Origin of the sequence: Janthinobacterium sp. SUN033 (assembly GCF_030397595.1) — a bacterium.
GTDB lineage: Bacteria > Pseudomonadota > Gammaproteobacteria > Burkholderiales > Burkholderiaceae_D > Janthinobacterium > Janthinobacterium kumbetense.
In genome coordinates this window covers 128,803-145,062 of sequence record NZ_JAPQNV010000006.1, presented here as the reverse complement: position 1 = coordinate 145,062, position 16,260 = coordinate 128,803, and the positions used below count along the sequence as shown (strand labels likewise).

The following is a 16,260-nucleotide window of genomic DNA, read 5'->3' as shown; positions in this document are numbered from 1 at the left end:
GCGAGACTCAGGCGGCGTCCGGCACTGGCATTGGCGCTGGCACTGCGGCAACTTTGTCCTGGCGCAAGCTTTTCAGCGCATGGGCGGCCGCCACCATGCCGAAGCTGGCCGTCACCACCACGCTGGAACCGAAGCCCGCGCAATTGAGTCCCGTCACGCCGGCGGGCGCGCTGCCATCGATGGCGCACGCTTCCGCACTCTCGGGCGTGCTCAGCGGCTCCATGGAAAACACGGCGTCGACATTGAATTTGTTTTTCACGCCACGGGGGAAACCATATTCCGTGCGCAACAATTTGCGCACGCGCTTGAGCAGCGGTTCCTGTTCCGTCTTCGACAAGTCGCGCACGGCGATCAGCGTCGGGTCCGTCTGCCCGCCAGCGCTGCCGATGGTCAGCATGGGAATGTTGTGCGCGCGGCAATACGCAATCACGGCCGCTTTCGCCTTGGCATTGTCGATGGCGTCGACCAGGTAGTCGAAATCGCGCCCGCCCAGCAATTGCTCCAGATTATCGGGGGTAATGAAATCCTCGATCTGCGTGACCTGGCAAAACGGGTTGATCAATTCGATGCGTTCGGCCAGGGCCGTGATCTTGGCCTTGCCGATGGTGTCGCTCATGGCCTGGATCTGGCGGTTGATGTTCGATTCGGCCACATTATCCAGGTCGATCAGGGTCAGGCGGCCGACGGCGCTGCGCGCCAGCGCTTCGACGATCCAGGAACCGACGCCGCCCACGCCGATCACACACACATGCGCGGCGCGAAAGCGCCCCAAAGCGGGCGCGCCGTACAGGCGGGCAATGCCGCCGAAACGCCGCTCAAAATCGATCTCGGTCAAGTCCATGGAAATTAGTTCATTGGTGGAGGTATGCATGGCGCCATTTTAACGGACACTGCGCTGGCGGATATTCTAAAATAGCCGAATTGACACAGCGACAAGAGCAATTGTCGCCGCGCCCCCACACCGCTCACCACGAGAACTCGCCATGACCTCTCCCCTGTTCGACTCCGTTCCCGGCTTTGACCAGCCCATCGCCGTGCTCAAGCATTGCCACGACAAGATCCGCAAGCAGCTGACGACCCTGCAAAACCTGCTGGGCCATCTGGCGCAGCACGGCAACACGGCGGACGCGCAGCAGGCGGCCAAGGCGGTGTTGCAGTATTTCAATAAAGCGGCCCATCTGCACCATGACGATGAAGAGCAGGACTTGATGCCCATGCTGCAGGCGACGGCCACGGGCGACGATGCCGTCCTGCTGGCCACGCTGGTGCCGGAAATCCTCGCCGACCACCAGCGCATGGATCAGGCCTGGCTGACCCTGCGCCCGGAACTGGACGCCATCGCTGCCGGCACGGGCACGCAGCTGTCCGCCGACGGCGTGCGCGATTATGTTGCCGCTTACCAGGCCCACATGGCCAAGGAAGAAGGCCAGCTGGCGCCCATGGCCAAGCGCCTGTTCAGCGCGCAGCAGATGGAGCAGCTGGGCACGGCCATGCAGCGCCGCCGCGGCATCGCGCCGGAAGAGACCGCCGCCCCGGCAGCGGCCACCGTGCCCGTGCACGATGCAGCCACCCTGGCCGCCATGCGCATCGATTATGTGCAAAGACTGTTATCCGAGGAAGACGTGCAGCGCGACCCGATTGCGCAATTTGAAAAGTGGTTCGACGAAGCGCTCAAGTCCCAGGTCAGCGAGCCGAACGCCATGAGCTTGTCCACCGTCAGTCCCGACGGCAAGCCCAGCTCGCGCATCGTGCTGATCAAGCAGTTCGATGAACGGGGTTTCACCTGGTACACGAATTACAACAGCGACAAGGGCCAGCAGCTGGAACACAACCCGCACGCGGCCCTGCTGTTCTTCTGGCGCGAGCTGGAGCGGCAAGTGCGCATCGAGGGCACGGTGGTGAAGACCACGGCGGCCGAGAGCGACGAGTATTTCAATGTGCGCCCCCTGCAAAGCCGGCTGTCAGCGATTGCCTCGCAGCAAAGTACACCGATCGCCAGCCGCGCCGAGCTGGAAAGCCATTACGAGGCCGTGGCCGCCGCCATCGGCGATGCGCAGCCGCCGCGCCCCGCCCACTGGGGCGGCTACCGTTTGCAGCCGGAACGCATCGAATTCTGGCAGGGACGCCGCTCGCGCTTCCACGACCGCATCGTGTTCACCCGCGATGCTGACGGGCAATGGAGCATGCAGCGCCTGCAACCCTGAGCAGGATAGGCAAGGCGGCGCAAAGCAAGCTGGTCAATATAGGTGTAGGCTATGAGGGTAGAAGTTACTAAATGACATTGTTTCTCAATTTGCGGCTGCCATGGCGGCCGCTTCATTGGAGGCCATTTTGTTTGTACAAAACCAACTCAAGTCCTGGATCGCCAGCATCCGCAGCAAGACCGCCTTGCCGCTGCGCATAGAATTGTGGAATGGCCAGCATGTCGACCTGTCCAGCGAAGCGCCCAGAGTCACCATCCGCCTGCCGACCGTCGCCTCGGCCCGCTACCTGCTGAACCCGTCGCTGGCCAACCTGGGCTCGGCCTATGTGGAAGGCAATATCGAGGTCAAGGGCACGGCGATGGACATGATTTCCATCTGCAATGCCCTGGCGCGCACGACCTTGAAGCCGGAAGGCAAGCTGGCCCGCATCGTGCGCAGCTTTACGCATGACAAGAGCAAGGATGCCGAAGCCATCCGCTACCACTACGACGTGTCGAATGCGTTCTATGAACAATTTCTCGACCCCGCCCTCGTGTATTCCTGCGCCTATTTCGAGCATGGCGATGAAACCCTGGCGCAGGCGCAAGTCAAGAAGATCGACCATATCCTGAAGAAAATCCAGCTGCAGCCGGGCCAGACCCTGCTCGACATCGGCTGCGGCTGGGGCGCGCTTGTGATTCGTGCCGCGCAGCAATATGGCGCCCGCTGCGTGGGCGTGACCCTGTCGGAGAACCAGTACGCGCTGGCGCGCGAGCGCGTGGCGGCGGCCGGCCTGGCCCATTTGATCGATATCCGCCTGCAAGACTACCGCGACGTCACGGGCCAGTTCGACCGCATCACCAGCGTGGGCATGTTCGAGCACGTGGGCCTGAAACACTTGCCCGACTACTTTTCCATCATCCACAAGCTGCTCGCGCCCGATGGCATGGCGATGAACCACGGCATCACCTCGACCGACCCGGAGAATGGCGAAACGCCGTATGGCGGCGGGGAATTCATCGAAAAATATGTATTTCCGCACGGCGAGCTGGCGCACATCGGCAATGTCTTGAAAACCATGCAGCAGGGGGGACTGGAAGTGCTGGACGTGGAAAACCTGCGCCGCCACTATGCGCGCACCTGCGCCCTGTGGACGGAGAATTTCGAAGCCCACGCGGAGCAGATCCGTCCGCTGGCGGGCGAACGGCGCTTCCGCATCTGGCACGTCTACCTGGCCGGCTGCGCCTATGCCTTCGAGCAAGACCTGATCAGCTTGTACCAGATCGTCTGCGTGAAGGCAGGCCGGCGCTCGTCCACCCTGCCCTGGTCACGCAACTACATGTATGCGCAAGAGAATACGCAGGAAACAAGGCCGGCGCCCGTGCTCGCGCCCTGACAGGCGCGCGGGGCCGTCTTACTTCAGGCGGCCCGCATACATGGCGCGGAATTTCTCCACCTTGGGCGCGACGACGAGGGCGCAATAGCCCTGCAAGGGATGCTGCTCGACATAATTCTGGTGGTAATCCTCGGCCGGATAAAAAGTGGCGGCCGGCGCCAGCTGCGTGACGATGGGCGCATCCCACACGCCGGCCATTTCGGCCACTACCTTGCGCGCCACGCTTTCCTGCGCGGCCGACTGGTAACAGATGACGGAGCGAAATTGCGTGCCGACATCATTTCCCTGGCGATTCAGGGTGGTGGGGTCGTGCAGCGTAAAAAAGATTTCCAGCAAGTCGTGGTAAGCGATGATGGCAGGATCGAATTCCAGGCGCACCACTTCCGCGTGGCCCGTCTCGCCCGTGCACACCTGTTCGTAGCTGGGATGGGGCACGCTGCCGCCCGTGTAACCGGACTCGACGCGCGTCACGCCGCGCACTTCCCCATACACGGCGGCGAGGCACCAGAAACAGCCACCGCCGAATACCGCCACTTCCGTCTGTTGATTCATGATGTCCTCCCGCAACGCTGCTGCGACTTATCATTTCACCACTGTAACGCAAAGCGCCATGGCTTGCAGCGTCGCTTGAAACGGCGCGTGGGACACCGCACATACGGGCATGCCGGCCACGATTGCGCTGGCATGGCCGATTTTTGGCATAATGTCAGCAAATAGACAGGTCACCCATGAACACACGCTCTCCCCGCGCGCCCGCGCAAGAATTCGATACGACACATTTCCGCCAGGCACTGTCGCAGTTTGCCACCGGCGTGACGGTCATTACGACGCGCCTGGCCGACGGCAGTTTCCGCGGCTTGACGGCCAGTTCCTTCAATTCCGTCTCGCTGTCGCCGCCCCTGGTGCTGTGGAGCCTCGGTTCCGTGGCGAACAGCATGCCCATTTTCAGTGGCAACTCGCATTACGTCATCAATGTGCTGGGCGCCGACCAGGCGGAACTGGCCACGCGCTTTTCACGCCGCACGCCGAATCCCTTCGACGACGTGGAGTACGAACTGTCGCGCACGGGCCAGCCCATCCTGAAAGGTGCATCGGCCTGGTTCGAATGCCATAACCGCAGCCGCTATCCGGAAGGCGACCATGTCATTTTCGTGGGCGAAGTGGAACAATGCGCGTTTGCCGCGCAGCCGCCCTTGATCTTCCACAATGGTAAGTTCAATACACCGCCAGCCTGAGCGGGACAAAAAAAATCCGCCGAGGCGGATTTTTTGTTTTACAGGGTAAAGTTATACCCGATGCTGATACTCACGGCGACCGGGTCGAGCTTGATGTCCTGCGTCTGCCCCGTGGAGAATTTCGCCTTGGTTTTCAGGTAAGTCTTGACCACGGCCACATCGGCAAACCAGCGCTCGTTGAAGGCCAGGGTGCTGCCGACCACCAGGCTGCCTGTCAGCTTGTTGTCCATGCGGTACGTCACGGGTTTTCCACCCGGATCCAGCAAGGCCGTCATCTGGCCCGAGCCTTTTTCCTTCTGGAAATAGGCATACGTCAAGCCCGCGCCCACGTAAGGGCGGATCATCGCATTGGGCTGGAAGAAACGGTACTGGATGAAGGCTGTCGGGGGCAAGGCTTCCGCCGTCCCCAGTTTGCCCGTGCCCTTGATGGAACCGGCGCCGATCAGGTCATGCTTGTACGGCACGCCCAAAATCATTTCAGCGGAAACATTGTCCGTGATCATGTAGGCAAAGGTCAGGATGGGCTTGGTATCCGACTTGACGTCGGCTTTCGTGCCCGGCAATGCCGGCGCGGAAATGTCGCCACTTTCCACGTGCGGCGTGATCTTGTTGAGGCCAGCCTTGGCCATCCAGGTGCCTGCGCTTTGCGCCGAAGCGCCCGTCGCCATGGCCATCGCGGCAGCCGCGGCCAGCACGCGTACGGCGGTATTCAAACGATTCTTCATCTTGTCTCCTGATTCAGTATGTGCGGAGTGTTCCGCTTTCGAGTCTTGTCGCTGCCGGCACCGGCCGCGCCTCGCAGGCACAGCCGGTGCGGCCATCCCTTACAGCCAGCCCCGCACGACCATGTCCTTGGCCACATAACGGGCCAGCAACAGGTTGTTGAACGGCGTAGGGTGCACATCGTCGGCATACGAGTAGTGGCTGACGTCGCCCGCTTTCAGGTTCGTGCCATTGCACACGAGCGAGCTGCCCAAGAAATTCTTCGCTGGCGTCAGGTCGCACGCCGTCTCGCTGACATTGGTCAAGCCATACGGGCCAGGATTGACGCCCTGGTCATGGCTGACGGCAAACACGTCGACCAGCAAGACTTTCGCGTTGCCGTTCAAGCCCCCGCTCAGCTCTCCGTTGAAGGCGCTGACCATGGCATTGATGAGCGCCTTGGTATTGGCATCCTTGCTCAGGCCCGATGGTGTACCGGCCACGTCAGGCAGGTTGTTGACCACCACATAGTTGGCGCCCTTGGCAATGATCTGATCCTTGACCAGCGCCACCAGCTCGGTGCCAGCCTGTTTCATGGCACCAACCAGTGCAGGACCATTCGCCGCGGCGTAATCGGCACCAGCCTTGGCGCCGGCAGCGGCACCGGCGGCGTTGCCGGTGACCGTCGCATCGGCTTGCGCCTTGGTCACCAGCGGGCTATACACGGCTGGCGAAGCGACCGCCGTATCGCCGGCGGTGGCGGCAGCGGTCACGGCAGCGCCCACGATCGATGCTGACGTGGCGCCAGGCGCCGCAGCGGCGGCCGCCACGGCCGCGCCGATGGCTTGCGCTGCCGTGGCAGGGTTGGCGGCGCGCGCTGCCAGGGCAGCAACCAGATTGGAGGCAAAGGCTTTCGCGCCAGCAGCGGCACCGGCAGCCGCGCCAGCCGTCTGGCCAGCAGCAGTGGCCTTCGCTTGCAAGTCGCCCAGCAGGAACAGCACGTCGTTACCGCCCGCCATCACGAAGACGGCTTCCGTACCGCTGAACTTGCCGCCGGAAACGGCCAGGTGGTTCGCAATCTGCGTCACCACGGGCACGGTCAGGGCGCCCAGCGCACCGCCCGCCAACTTGTTGTTCGGGCCGACCGGGTTGGTGACGCGCGAACCGCCCATGGCGTAGCCGAAGCAGCCCGCATGCTTGACGCGCGGAGCCTGCAGGGAGGGAATGCTGCCTTCCAGGCCCGTTTCGGCGGCGCATGGCGCCGGCAAGCCGAATTGCGCGGCCAGGTGCTCGGTCCAGTTCTTGCCCGTCAGTTCAGGATTGATCTTGGTATTGTCGCCATTGATGGTGAATTTGCCGCCACCGCTCGCCGCCACGCCGGCGACGGCATACGAACCGACATCGGACAGGCTGTCGCCGAACGACACCTGCGCCGTGTATTTGACTTTCAAGGCTTGATCACCGCCACTGGCGCCGCCGCAACCTGCCAGGACAGCCGCAGCCAGCACGGCCAGCGCGAATTTTGTTTGATGCATTTTGTCTCCTCGGTCTTTTTTCTGGTTTCTAAACGAACGGGCGTGCTATTCGCTACCCAACTAATATGCCATCGTTCCTCAGGCTTGTATAGAAAATATGTTTTAAAAATCAACGAAATAACAACACCGCCAGCGCCCCGTCACGACCGGGCGATCCGCTGAATTATGGAGGATTTAAGATGTTTCGTGGCAAGCATCTCTATTGCGCTGCATCAAGAAAAAGCCCCTTGCGGGGCTTTTATTATGCGGACAGAAATTGCTGCAAGATACCACTTGAACCGAAGGCGGCACGCCGCAGACGGTCATTCACGCCCAGCCACGCGGGGCCGGTGGGCGGTGCTTCGACGAGTATCAGCTCGGCGCCGACCTGGTCCATCGTGCGCAGCGAGGCATACAGCGCATGTGCATAATTTTCCGGGGTCGCTGCCAGGCGCACGCTGGCGCTGGCCGGCGGCAGATCCGAGTAGTGGATCAGGGCCACGCGGCGCCCGTCATTGAGCAGGCGGTTCAAGGTGGCGCGCACATCGTCGCTGTGCTGCATCGCAACAGGCGTGTGCGGTGCGTAATGCGATTCCAGGGTGCCCGAGGCGCGCGGCGCGGCCGCGTCCGCCACGGCCGGTGCGCGACCGATGACGGCGGCGATCTGCTCGCTGCTGATATGGCCGGGACGCAACAACACGGGACCATGCGTGGCCAGGCGCGACAGGTCGACGATGGTCGACTCGATGCCGACATCGCTCTGTCCGCCGTCGAGGACCTGGCCCAGCAAGCCGCTGGCGAGTTCCGCCGCGAATTCATCGCGCACATGCTGCGCCGTGGTGGGGCTGACATTGCCGAATTTGTTCGCCGACGGCGCCGCCAGGCCGCCCTTGCCGCCCTTGAACGTGCGTAGCAATGCGATAGCCACCGGATGCGACGGGCAGCGCAAGCCCACCGTATCCTGGCCGCCGGAGACGGCATCGGGAATATGCGTGGCGCGCTTGACGATCAGGGTCAGCGGACCGGGCCAGAAGGCAGCCACCAGTTGCTGCGCTTCGGGCGGAATATCGTCGGACCAGTGCGCCAAGTCGGCACCAGGCGCCACGTGCACGATCACGGGATGGTCCGAAGGCCGGCCCTTGGCTTCGTAGATGCGCGCCACGGCGGCCGGGTTTTCCGCATCGGCGCCCAGGCCATACACCGTTTCCGTCGGGAAAGCGACGAGGCCGCCCGCTTCCAGCACGGCAGCGGCCGCCGCCAGATCGTGTGCAAGTACGCTCACGGCGCGATTCCCAGGATCAGGCAAGCGTCGCGCAGGCGCTGCTGCGCCTCTTGCAAGGTGGCCGCGATGAAGGTCAGGTGGCCCATCTTGCGGCCACGGCGCGGGTCGTCCTTGCCATACAGGTGCAGGCACGCGCCCGGCAGCGCCAGCACCTGGTCCCACGCCGGTTCGCTGGCAACATCGCTGTCGCCGGCAAACCAGGCGTCGCCCAGGATGTTGAGCATCACGGCTGGCGAATGCTGGCGCACGTCGCCCAGCGGCAGACGCGCCATGGCCCGCACCTGCTGCGCGAACTGGCTGGTGACGCAGGCATCCATCGTGTAGTGGCCGCTGTTGTGGGGACGGGGCGCCATTTCATTGACCACCAGGCTGCCGTCGTCCAGCACGAAAAATTCGATGCACAGCACGCCGACATAACCGAGTTCGGCGACCATGGCTTGCGCCGCCCGCTGCGCCCTGGCGGCGCAGTCGTCCGACACGTTCGGGCCCGGCACGGTAGTGGTAAACAGGACGCCGTCGCGGTGCACGTTTTCGGCGATCGGATACACGACCGATTCGCCATCCACGCCGCGCGCCGTCAGCACGGACACTTCATACGCCAGCGGCAGCATTTTTTCCAACAGGCAAGTTACCTCGCCCATTTCCGCAAAGGCGGCGCGCACGTCGTCGCGCGTGCGCACGCGGAACTGGCCCTTGCCGTCATAGCCCATGCGCACGGTTTTCAAGATGCCCGGCAGCAAGTCGTCGCCGATGGCGTCGATATCGTCCTGCGTGGCGATGACCCTATGCGGCGCCGGCAGCACGCCGGACTTGGCGGCGCAGTCGACAAAGAAACGTTTTTCCGCGATGCGATCTTGCGCCACCGACACGCCGTGGGCGTTGGGGGCAACAAACACGCGTTCGGCCAGGCGCGACAGGCTGTCGGCCGGCACGTTCTCGAACTCGGTGGTGACGGCCAGGCATTGCGCCGCTAGGGCGTCGAGGCCGGCCACATCATCATATGCGGCATGGATCAGGCGCTGCGCCACCTGCCCCGCAGGGCAGGCGTCGGATGGCTCCAGTACGGCCACCTGGTAACCCATGCCTTGTGCGGCCTGGGCAAACATGCGGCCGAGCTGGCCGCCGCCCATCACGCCCAGCCATGCCGGTGGATGGGCGGCAGGCAGCAATGGGGAAGTCGATTTACTATTCATTATTTTTCAAACATATTAATCAGGCAAGACCATGGCCTTGGCGGCGGCCGTTTGCGTGGTACGGAACGCTTCCAGCTTTTCGGCCAGGACATCGTCGTTGGCGGCCAGCATCGCCACGGCCGTCAGCGCCGCATTCGCCGCGCCCGCTTCGCCGATGGCGAAAGTGGCGACCGGCACGCCCTTGGGCATTTGCAGGATGGACAACATGGAGTCTTCGCCACGCAAGTATTTCGATGGCACGGGTACGCCCAGCACGGGCACGATGGTCATCGCCGCCACCATGCCAGGCAGGTGGGCCGCGCCGCCGGCGCCGGCGATGATGGCGCGCAAGCCGCGCGCGCGCGCGCTTTTCGCGTACGCATACATCTCGTCGGGCATGCGGTGTGCGGAAATGACTTGCGCTTCGTACGGCACGCCAAACTGTTTCAGGATGGCAACCGCATTCTGCATCACGTCCCAGTCCGAGGACGACCCCATGATGACGCCGACCAGCGGCTTATTGTGCTCGCTCATCTCAGGCCTTCAGCTTCTCGCCCGTCAGGCGTTCGATGGCTTCGAAGTACTTGGCCTGGGTTTTTTCGATGACGTCGGCCGGCAGCGCCGGCGCCGGCGCGGTCTTGCCCCAGGTCAACGTTTCCAGGTAGTCGCGCACGAATTGCTTGTCGAACGACGGCGGCGAAATGCCTGGCTGGTAGGAATCGGCAGGCCAGAAGCGCGACGAGTCGGCCGTCAGCACTTCATCCATCAGATGCATGACGCCATTGTCGTCCAGGCCGAATTCGAACTTGGTGTCGGCGATGATGATGCCGCGCGTGGCCGCATATTCGGCGGCCGTCTTGTACAGGGCAATGGCGACGTCGCGCATCTTGGCGGCCAGGTCGGCACCGATGCGCTCTTCCATTTCAGCAAAGCTGATGTTTTCATCATGCTCGCCCAGTTCGGCCTTGGCTGCCGGGGTGAAGATCGGCTCCGGCAGTTTTTCCGCCTGTTGCAAGCCCGCTGGCAGCGCGATGCCGCAGATGCTGCCCGTGTCCTGATAGTCTTTCCAGCCCGAACCGATGATATAGCCGCGCACGACTGCCTCGACCATGATCGGTTTCAAACGCTTGGCCACCACGGCGCGGCCTTGCACTTGCTCCACTTCCTCTGGCGCCACCACGGATTCCGGCGCCACGCCGGTCAGGTGGTTCGGCACGATGTGGCCCAGTTTCTCGAACCAGAAATCGCTCATCTGGTTGAGGACCTTGCCCTTGCCGGGGATAGGCTCGTTCATGACGACATCGAAGGCCGACAGGCGGTCCGTGGTGACGATCAAGATCTTGTCGTCGCCAACGGCGTAGTTGTCGCGGACCTTGCCGTGGCCCAGCAATGGCAGGGAGTGGATGGAAGTCTGATAGAGGCTGTTCATAGCGGGGGAATAGTTGGATGAAACGAAACCGGCAGGCAGGGGGTGCCCGCCGGTCGAGAAAATCGGGCACGGAGCATTGCTTCCGGCCCGTTCCAGACAGAATTTTACTTCACAATTTGCGACAGCTCGCCGGCCTTGTAGCGCTCGGCCATTTTTTCCATCGTGATGACCTTGATTTTCGACGCCTGGCCTTCGCAGCCGAACGCCTGCATGCGCGCGCGCACGATTTGCTCGGCGGCGGTGCGGGCTGGCTTCAGGAAGTCGCGCGGGTCGAATTTCGACGGGTTCTCGAACAGGTACTTGCGGATCGCGGCCGTCATCGCCAGGCGGATGTCGGTATCGATGTTGATCTTGCGCACGCCGTGACGGATGCCTTCCTGAATTTCCTCGACTGGCACGCCGTAGGTTTCCTTCATGTCGCCGCCGAATTCGCGGATGATGGCCAGCAATTCCTGCGGCACCGACGACGAACCGTGCATCACCAGGTGGGTGTTCGGGATGCGCGCGTGGATTTCCTTGATGCGGTCGATGGCCAGGATGTCGCCCGTCGGCTTGCGGGTAAACTTGTACGCGCCGTGCGAGGTGCCGATGGCGATCGCCAGGGCGTCGCACTGGGTGCGCTGCACGAAATCGGCCGCTTGCGCCACGTCCGTCAGCAGTTGCTCGCGGGTCATGGTGCCGTCGGCGCCGTGGCCGTCTTCCTTGTCGCCCTTCATGGTTTCCAGCGAACCGAGCACGCCCAGTTCCGCTTCCACCGTCACGCCGATGGCGTGCGAGAATTTCACCACTTCACGCGACACTTCCACGTTGTATTCGTAGGAAGCAACCGACTTGCCGTCCGCCTCCAGCGAACCGTCCATCATCACGGAAGTAAAACCCGAGCGGATGGCGGCCATGCAGACGGCCGGCGACTGGCCGTGATCCTGGTGCATGACGACAGGAATGTGCGGATACGCTTCGACAGCCGCGTCGATCAGGTGGCGCAGGAACGCTTCACCGGCGTACTTGCGCGCGCCAGCGGACGCTTGCATGATCACCGGGCTGTTCAGCGCATCGGCGGCAGCCATGATGGCTTGCACTTGCTCCAGGTTGTTGACGTTGAAAGCAGGAATGCCATAACCGTTTTCGGCAGCATGGTCCAGCAGTTGACGCATGGATACGAGAGACATGGTAATACTCCAGATAACAATAGAAACCGTTGCGGCGCTTCGCGGTGGTCAATAACCGCGGCGGCGCCTGAATTCTTTCAACTAAATTAGAACGTCCAACAAACTGCTCAGGGCTAGGCGCGTTGCCGAAGGCAGTACAACTAGTACGACTAGGCAATGCAACAACGCCCTGGGCAGTTTTTACTCGAATTCGCCTACCTTCACAATCTTCAAGGCATTCGTGCCGCCCACCTGCCCCATCGGCTCGCCCCAGGTGACGACGATCATGTCGCCCTTGCGGACGATGCCCTGCGCCACCAGCAGCTCTTCCGCCTGCTTCAGCACTTGCGCGCTGGGGGCGTTCTGCATCAGATGATACGCCCGAACATTGCGGTACAGCGCGGCTTTGCGCAAAGTGGTGACACTGGGCGTGAGCGCGTAGATCGGCGTGTCGATACTGTGGCGGCTCATCCACAAGGCGGTGGAACCGGATTCCGTCAGCGCCACGATGGCTTTGACGCGCAGGTGATGGGCGGTGAACAGCGCGCCATACGCGATCGACTGGTCGATGCGGGTAAATGTGACGTTGAGGAAATCGGCATCGAGCTTGTTGTATTCGGATTGTTCCGCTTCCACGCAGATGGCGGCCATCATTTCCACCGTCTCGATCGGGTACTTGCCCGAGGCCGTTTCGGCCGACGTCATGACGGCGTCCGTGCCATCGAGCACGGCATTGGCCACGTCGGACACTTCCGCGCGGGTCGGCACGGCGTTGACGATCATCGATTCCATCATCTGTGTTGCCGTAATAGCAATCTTGTTCGACGCGCGCGCCATCTTGATCATGCGTTTCTGCAGGGCCGGCACGGCCGCGTTGCCCACCTCGACCGCCAGGTCGCCGCGCGCCACCATGATGCCGTCGGACGCGTCGAGAATCTCTTGCAGAGCAGGAATGGCTTCCGCGCGCTCGATCTTGGCGATCATCATCGGCTTGTGGTGGTACGGTTCGCCGGCGATATTGGCCAGCTGGCGCGCCATTTCCATGTCGGTCGCACATTTCGGGAAGGAAATAGCAAGATAGTCGGCCTGGAAACTCATGGCCGTCTTGATATCTTCCATATCCTTGGCCGTCAGCGCGGGCGCGGACAGGCCGCCACCCTGGCGGTTGATACCCTTGTTGTTCGACAACTCGCCGCCAATCTTGACGGTGGTGTGGATTTCGCTGCCGTGGATGCGCTCGACGATCAGCACGATGAGCCCGTCGTTCAGCAGCAGCACGTCGCCCTTGTGCAAGTCGCGCGGCAGGGCCTTGTAGTCGAGGCCGACCCGTTCCTGGTTGCCCAGTTCGCCATTTTCGCCCCACTTGGCGTCAAGGATGAACTTGTCGCCCGCTTCCAGCTGGATGCGGGAATTTTCAAACTTGCCGACGCGAATCTTCGGCCCTTGCATGTCGGCCATGATGGCCACTTCGCGCCCGCACTCGGCCGCCGCCAGGCGCACCAGCGCCGCGCGGTCGATATGGTCTTGCGCCTTGCCGTGGGAAAAATTCAAGCGCACCACGTCGACGCCCGCACGTATCATCTTCACCAGGATATCGAAGTCGGTGGAAGCGGGGCCGATTGTTGCTACGATTTTTGTACCGCGTGGCATAGGAGTCCTTGTGCGCGAGCGAAGGTGAGCAAGACCTGGCGGCTGAACCGCCCGGCAAGGTAAAAGCGCAGCGGTCAGGCTGCGCTTGGTACTGAATTGCTGACGGCAGCGCCTTAAGCGGCGCGCTGCATCAGGATTTCAACGGCGGGCAAAGTCTTGCCTTCCAGGAACTCCAGGAAAGCGCCGCCGCCCGTCGAGATATAGCTGATTTTATCGGTAATGTCGTATTTGGCAATCGCCGCCAGGGTGTCGCCACCGCCAGCGATCGAGAAAGCTTTCGAATCGGCAATGGCCAAGGCCAGGGTCTTGGTGCCGTTGCCGAACTGGTCGAATTCGAACACGCCGACGGGGCCGTTCCACACGATGGTGCCGGCGGCGCCGATTTGCTGCGCCAGCAAGGCGGCCGTTTTCGGGCCGATATCGAGGATCATGTCGTCGTCCGCCACGTCGGCCACGTCTTTGACGGTGGCAACGGCCGTGGGCGAGAATTCCTTGGCGCACACGACATCGACGGGAATCGGCACTTGCGCGCCGCGCTTGGCCATGATGTCGATGATGGCTTTCGCTTCCTCGACGAGTTCCGCTTCCACCAGCGACTTGCCGACATTCAAGCCGACAGCCTTCATGAAGGTGTTGGCGATGCCGCCGCCGACGATCAGGTTATCGACCTTGTCGGACAGGGCTTTCAAGATGGTCAGCTTGCTCGATACTTTCGAACCAGCAACAATGGCCAGCAGCGGACGGGCTGGCGCGTGCAGCGCCTTGCCCAACGCATCGAGTTCGGCGGCCAGCAGCGGGCCGGCGCAGGCGACGGGCGCGAACTTGGCGATGCCGTGCGTGGACGCTTCGGCGCGATGGGCCGTGCCGAACGCGTCATTGACGTAGATATCGCACAATTTGGCCATTTTTTGCGCCAGCTCATCGCTGTTTTTCTTTTCGCCCTTGTTCACGCGCACGTTTTCCAGCAGGACGACCTGGCCGGCAGCCAGGTTTTCCAGGCCAGCGCCATCGACCCAGTTTTGTTTCAATGCAACTTCCTGGCCCAGCAGCTCGGACAGGCGGGCCGCCACGGGCGCCAGGCTGTCGGCAGGCTTGAACTCGCCTTCCGTCGGACGGCCCAGGTGCGACGTCACCATGACGGCGGCGCCAGCGTCCAGCGCGGCGCGGATGGCCGGCACCGAGGCGCGGATGCGCGTATCTTCGGTGATCTTGCCACTGTCATCTTGCGGGACATTCAGGTCGGCGCGGATAAACACGCGCTTGCCTTGCAGTGCATTTTGGGCGATCAAATCTTGCAGACGGATGAAGTTGAGAACAGCTGACATGGCGATCCAGATGACGAGTGGAAGGAAGTGCGCTATTTTACCGCAATGACCAGAGCAAATCCCCGATTTGTCCTGCTTTACTGAAAAACGTGCAACAGTCGCAAGCCCGTGAAAACCAGCATGCCAAACACGATGGTTTGCAGCATATTGCGGCGGATCACAAAAAAGAGCGTGGCGGCAATACCGGACAAGAGTTTCAAATTCGACAATTCGAAGTGCACTTGCTGCCCCTCCATCAGCATGTCGGGTGCGATGATGGCGGCCAGCGCGCAGGCCGGCGCATAGCGCAGCATCTCGCCCACGCGGCGCGGAATGGTGATGTGATGGCCGATCAGCCAGAAAGTGCTGCGGGTGGCGGCCGTCGCCACCACCAGCACGGCGATGGCGATCCACACATCCGCCCTGCCCCAGTCTATGCCGTCAAACATGGCGTTTTGTCCATTTTTCTGTCAATTCTTCCACGGCCATGGCGCTGACCATGCCCACCAAGACGGCCACCAGCAAGCCCAATTTATACGGCAGGCCGTAGGCCAGCACGGCCACCGCACCCGCCACCAGCACGCCGCACAGGGCGGCGCGGCTGAGGATCAGCGGCACCGTCACGCACAGGATCGCCAGGGTGCCGGCAAAACCCAGCCCCCATTCGGCCGGCACGACGGCGCCCAGCACGATACCGATGAAGGAACCGATTTGCCAGGCCAGCCAGTTGGGGTAGATCAAGCCTTTCAGAAAAGGCAGCTTGGCCGGGTCCGGCGTTTCGTGCGGATAGCGCTGCAGGAACAGGCCCACCGTGATGTCGCCCGCCACATAGCCGAGCCCAAAGCGCTGGCGCCACGGCAGATGGGAAAAATGGGGGGCCAGCAGCACGGAAAAGATGACAAAACGCAAATTGACGACGAGGGCCGTGGCGAAGATCACCCACACGGGCGCATGCGCGGCCAGCAGCGGCAAGGACGCGAGCTGGGCCGAGCCGGCAAAGACAAACAGGGTCATGGCCCCCGCCTGCGCCACCGTCAGGCCGCTTTTCACCATGGCCACGCCCACCACCATGCCCCAGGCGGCGATGCCCAGCAGGGTGGGCGCCCCCAGGTTCAGGCCGGCACGCCAGGCATCTTTCAGCAGGGCGTCGTCCTTGGCGGCCAGGACGGCGTTCACGCGGCGCTCCGGCAGGCGTACTGTGGTAACTGCACAACAATGGTGCGTGGCGACAAGGGTGACAACGGC

At 62.5% G+C, this 16,260-nt stretch carries 16 protein-coding genes; 3 read left to right on the top strand and 13 right to left on the bottom strand.

The annotated features are described in order from the left end of the window. Positions 1–7: 7 nt before the first annotated feature. On the bottom strand, positions 8–871 hold the full coding sequence (locus OX460_RS24010; protein WP_289900153.1) for a tRNA threonylcarbamoyladenosine dehydratase: 864 nt from the start codon (positions 869–871) through the stop codon (positions 8–10). Between the two features lie 112 nt (positions 872–983). On the opposite strand from OX460_RS24010, the gene pdxH reads away from it, so the two are divergent. Both pdxH and OX460_RS24000 read left to right on the top strand, forming a co-directional pair. After that, positions 984–2,204, top strand: coding sequence for a pyridoxamine 5'-phosphate oxidase (gene pdxH / locus OX460_RS24005; protein WP_289900152.1), 1,221 nt, complete (start codon positions 984–986; stop codon positions 2,202–2,204). A gap of 127 nt (positions 2,205–2,331) precedes the next feature. Then, positions 2,332–3,579, top strand: a complete 1,248-nt coding sequence (locus OX460_RS24000) for a cyclopropane-fatty-acyl-phospholipid synthase family protein (RefSeq protein ID WP_289900151.1) — start codon at positions 2,332–2,334, stop codon at positions 3,577–3,579. 18 nt (positions 3,580–3,597) lie between these two features. On the opposite strand, the gene msrA is transcribed toward OX460_RS24000, so the two are convergent. Further along, on the bottom strand, positions 3,598–4,131 hold the full coding sequence (msrA, locus tag OX460_RS23995) for a peptide-methionine (S)-S-oxide reductase MsrA (protein ID WP_251350135.1): 534 nt from the start codon (positions 4,129–4,131) through the stop codon (positions 3,598–3,600). Positions 4,132–4,307: 176 nt separating this feature from the next. On the opposite strand from msrA, the gene OX460_RS23990 reads away from it, so the two are divergent. Further along, positions 4,308–4,814, top strand: coding sequence for a flavin reductase family protein (locus OX460_RS23990; RefSeq protein ID WP_077408668.1), 507 nt, complete (start codon positions 4,308–4,310; stop codon positions 4,812–4,814). Positions 4,815–4,852: 38 nt separating this feature from the next. Here the strand turns inward: OX460_RS23990 and OX460_RS23985 are convergent, their stop codons facing one another. The 11 genes from OX460_RS23985 to OX460_RS23935 form a co-directional block, all read right to left on the bottom strand. Then, on the bottom strand, positions 4,853–5,539 hold the full coding sequence (locus OX460_RS23985) for an OmpW family outer membrane protein (RefSeq protein WP_180278678.1): 687 nt from the start codon (positions 5,537–5,539) through the stop codon (positions 4,853–4,855). A gap of 99 nt (positions 5,540–5,638) precedes the next feature. Next, positions 5,639–7,051, bottom strand: a complete 1,413-nt coding sequence (locus OX460_RS23980) for an SGNH/GDSL hydrolase family protein (RefSeq protein ID WP_289900150.1) — start codon at positions 7,049–7,051, stop codon at positions 5,639–5,641. Between the two features lie 241 nt (positions 7,052–7,292). Further along, entirely contained in the window at positions 7,293–8,312 is a 1,020-nt protein-coding gene (locus tag OX460_RS23975; protein WP_289900149.1) for an L-threonylcarbamoyladenylate synthase, read from the bottom strand. Beyond that, entirely contained in the window at positions 8,309–9,505 is a 1,197-nt protein-coding gene (locus tag OX460_RS23970) for a 5-(carboxyamino)imidazole ribonucleotide synthase (RefSeq protein ID WP_289900148.1), read from the bottom strand. Before OX460_RS23970 ends, OX460_RS23975 begins: the two co-directional genes overlap by 4 nt. Positions 9,506–9,520: 15 nt before the next feature. Then, positions 9,521–10,018: a 5-(carboxyamino)imidazole ribonucleotide mutase gene (gene purE / locus OX460_RS23965; RefSeq protein WP_289900147.1), complete on the bottom strand. Its 498-nt coding sequence runs from the start codon at positions 10,016–10,018 to the stop codon at positions 9,521–9,523. 1 nt (position 10,019) lies between these two features. Next, entirely contained in the window at positions 10,020–10,913 is an 894-nt protein-coding gene (locus OX460_RS23960; RefSeq protein WP_077408674.1) for a phosphoribosylaminoimidazolesuccinocarboxamide synthase, read from the bottom strand. A gap of 104 nt (positions 10,914–11,017) precedes the next feature. Continuing rightward, the gene (fba, locus tag OX460_RS23955) at positions 11,018–12,082 is read right to left on the bottom strand and encodes a class II fructose-bisphosphate aldolase (protein ID WP_010401625.1); all 1,065 of its coding nucleotides are present in this window, start codon (positions 12,080–12,082) and stop codon (positions 11,018–11,020) included. A gap of 180 nt (positions 12,083–12,262) precedes the next feature. Beyond that, the gene (gene pyk / locus OX460_RS23950; protein ID WP_099666366.1) at positions 12,263–13,711 is read right to left on the bottom strand and encodes a pyruvate kinase; all 1,449 of its coding nucleotides are present in this window, start codon (positions 13,709–13,711) and stop codon (positions 12,263–12,265) included. A 113-nt stretch (positions 13,712–13,824) separates the two neighbouring features. Then, positions 13,825–15,036, bottom strand: a complete 1,212-nt coding sequence (locus OX460_RS23945) for a phosphoglycerate kinase (RefSeq protein ID WP_099666365.1) — start codon at positions 15,034–15,036, stop codon at positions 13,825–13,827. Positions 15,037–15,113: 77 nt separating this feature from the next. Next, positions 15,114–15,464, bottom strand: a complete 351-nt coding sequence (locus tag OX460_RS23940) for an AzlD domain-containing protein (protein WP_099666364.1) — start codon at positions 15,462–15,464, stop codon at positions 15,114–15,116. Beyond that, a complete protein-coding gene (locus OX460_RS23935) occupies positions 15,457–16,191 on the bottom strand; it encodes an AzlC family ABC transporter permease (protein ID WP_289900146.1) in 735 nt (244 codons plus the stop codon). The genes OX460_RS23940 and OX460_RS23935 overlap by 8 nt, the downstream gene beginning before the upstream one ends. Positions 16,192–16,260 lie beyond the last annotated feature (69 nt).

Excerpts from the sequence above, each read along its gene's own strand:
- pyk (WP_099666366.1), bottom strand. The coding sequence starts at position 13,711 with ATGCCACGCGGTACAAAAATCGTAGCAACAATCGGCCCCGCTTCCACC.
- pdxH (WP_289900152.1), top strand. The coding sequence starts at position 984 with ATGACCTCTCCCCTGTTCGACTCCGTTCCCGGCTTTGACCAGCCCATC.
- OX460_RS23940 (WP_099666364.1), bottom strand. The coding sequence starts at position 15,464 with ATGTTTGACGGCATAGACTGGGGCAGGGCGGATGTGTGGATCGCCATC.
- OX460_RS23985 (WP_180278678.1), bottom strand. The coding sequence starts at position 5,539 with ATGAAGAATCGTTTGAATACCGCCGTACGCGTGCTGGCCGCGGCTGCC.
- OX460_RS24010 (WP_289900153.1), bottom strand. The coding sequence starts at position 871 with ATGCATACCTCCACCAATGAACTAATTTCCATGGACTTGACCGAGATC.
- purE (WP_289900147.1), bottom strand. The coding sequence starts at position 10,018 with ATGAGCGAGCACAATAAGCCGCTGGTCGGCGTCATCATGGGGTCGTCC.
- OX460_RS23970 (WP_289900148.1), bottom strand. The coding sequence starts at position 9,505 with ATGAATAGTAAATCGACTTCCCCATTGCTGCCTGCCGCCCATCCACCG.
- OX460_RS23960 (WP_077408674.1), bottom strand. The coding sequence starts at position 10,913 with ATGAACAGCCTCTATCAGACTTCCATCCACTCCCTGCCATTGCTGGGC.
- OX460_RS23980 (WP_289900150.1), bottom strand. The coding sequence starts at position 7,051 with ATGCATCAAACAAAATTCGCGCTGGCCGTGCTGGCTGCGGCTGTCCTG.
- OX460_RS23945 (WP_099666365.1), bottom strand. The coding sequence starts at position 15,036 with ATGTCAGCTGTTCTCAACTTCATCCGTCTGCAAGATTTGATCGCCCAA.
- OX460_RS23990 (WP_077408668.1), top strand. The coding sequence starts at position 4,308 with ATGAACACACGCTCTCCCCGCGCGCCCGCGCAAGAATTCGATACGACA.
- msrA (WP_251350135.1), bottom strand. The coding sequence starts at position 4,131 with ATGAATCAACAGACGGAAGTGGCGGTATTCGGCGGTGGCTGTTTCTGG.
- fba (WP_010401625.1), bottom strand. The coding sequence starts at position 12,082 with ATGTCTCTCGTATCCATGCGTCAACTGCTGGACCATGCTGCCGAAAAC.